This is a genomic window from Azohydromonas lata NBRC 102462, assembly GCF_001571085.1.
GTDB classification, from domain to species: domain Bacteria; phylum Pseudomonadota; class Gammaproteobacteria; order Burkholderiales; family Burkholderiaceae_C; genus Azohydromonas; species Azohydromonas lata.
The window spans coordinates 1-2,130 of sequence record NZ_BCTC01000244.1 but is presented as its reverse complement, the minus strand read 5'-3'; the positions used below and the strand labels follow the sequence as shown (position 1 = coordinate 2,130).

The following is a 2,130-nucleotide window of genomic DNA, read 5'->3' as shown; positions in this document are numbered from 1 at the left end:
ACACCGCCGTACCGACATGCGCTACCCGCACCTCTTCGAACCCATTCAGCTCAACCAGCTGAAGATCCGCAACCGGATCGTGAGCACGGCCCACGCGGAGGTCTATGCCGACAACGGCATGCCCGGGGAACGCTACATCCGCTACTACGAGGAGAAGGCCCGCGGCGGCGTGGGCCTGGCCATCTGCGGCGGCTCCAGCCCCGTGGCCAAGGACAGCCCCAGCGACTGGTGGAGCTCCGTCAACCTCTCGCGCGACGAGACGATGGAGGGGCTCTCCAAGCTGGCCGAGACCATGCACAAGCATGGCGCCAAGATCATGATCCAGGCCACGCACATGGGCCGGCGCAACGCCTGGCACGGCTTTGACTGGCCGCACCTGGTGAGCCCCTCGGGCGTGCGCGAGCCCGTGCACCGCGGCAACGCCAAGACGATAGAGATCGAGGAGATCCGCCGCATCGTCAAGGACTTCACCAAGGCCGCGCGCCGCGTGAAGGCCTCGGGCATGGACGGCATCGAGATCTCCGCGGCCCACCAGCACCTCATCGACCAGTTCTGGAGCCCGCGCAGCAACTTCCGCACGGACGAGTACGGCGGCTCGCTGGCCAACCGCATGCGCTTCGGCATCGAGGTGCTCACTGCCGTGCGCGAGGAGGTGGGCCGCGACTTCTGCGTGGGCCTGCGCATGTGCGGCGACGAATTCCACGAGGACGGGCTGGACCACGAGACGCTCAAGGAGATCGCCCAGGCCATGAGCGAGACGGGGCTGATCGACTACCTGAGCGTGGTGGGCTCGGGCGCCGACACGCACAACACGCTTGCGAACTGCATGCCGCCCATGGCGCTGCCGCCGGAGCCCTTCGTGCACCTGGCCGCGGGCATCAAGAGCGTGGTGAAGATCCCGGTGATGCACGCGCAAAGCATCCGCGACGCGCAGCAGGCCGAGCGGCTGCTGGCCGCGGGCATGGTGGACATGGTGGGCATGACGCGGGCGCAGATCGCCGACCCGCACATGGTCATCAAGATCCGCGACGGCCGCGAGGACCAGATCAAGCAGTGCGTGGGCGCCAACTACTGCATCGACCGCCAGTACAACGGCCTGGACGTGCTGTGTGTGCAAAACGCCGCCACCAGCCGCGAGCGCACCATGCCGCACGTCATCGCCAAGACCACCGGCCCCAAGCGCAAGGTGGTGGTGGTGGGCGCCGGCCCCGCGGGCCTGGAAGCCGCCCGCGTGGCCCGCGAGCGCGGCCACGACGTGGTGCTGTTCGAGAAGCAGGCCCAGGTGGGCGGCCAGGTCAACCTGGCGGCCAAGGCGCCCAAGCGCGAGCAGATGGCGGGCATCATCCGCTGGTTCGACCTGGAGACCACGCGGCTGGGCGTGGAGCGGCGCATGAACACCGAGGCCGACGTGGCCGCGATCATGGACGAGCGCCCGGACATCGTGGTGCTGGCCACCGGCGGCATCCCGCACACCGACCAGAATCCGGAGTGGGGCGTGGCCGAGGGCCTGGCCGTCTCGGGCTGGGACATCCTCAGCGGCCGCGTCGAGCCCAAGGGCAACGTGCTGGTCTATGACGGCATCAGCACGCACGCGGGCTCCGGCGTGGCGGACTTCATCTCCACGCGCGGCCACCTCGTGGAGATGGTCACGCCGGACGTGAAGATCGCCGACGACACGGGCGGCACCACCTTCCCCATCTTCTACCGGCGCATGTACGCGCAGGGCGTCATCCTCACGCCCAACCACTGGCTGGACAAGGTGTACCGCGAAGGCGACAAGCTCATCGCCGTGCTGCGCAACGAGTACACCGACGTGCAGGAGGAGCGCGTGGTGGACCAGGTGGTGGTGGAGAACGGCATACGCCCCAACGAGTCGCTGTACTGGCAGCTCAAGGAGCGCTCGCTCAACCACGGCCAGACCGACATCGACGCGCTGTACGCCTCGCAGCCCCAGCCGGTGCTCTCGCAACCGCTGGGTGCCGGCAAGTTCGCCCTGTTCCGCATCGGCAACGGCGTGTCGATGCACAACATCCACGGCGCCATCTACGACGCGCTGCGCCTGGCCAAGGACTTCTGACGTCGGTTCGCAATCGCAGGCAATGGAAGTCTCGTCACACCCGCGAAAGCGGG

General features: G+C 68.2%; 1 protein-coding gene. It reads left to right on the top strand.

What is annotated here, in order from left to right:
• Positions 1–16 precede the first annotated feature (16 nt).
• A complete protein-coding gene (locus ALA01S_RS30845) occupies positions 17–2,077 on the top strand; it encodes an NADH:flavin oxidoreductase (protein WP_066343572.1) in 2,061 nt (686 codons plus the stop codon).
• Positions 2,078–2,130 lie beyond the last annotated feature (53 nt).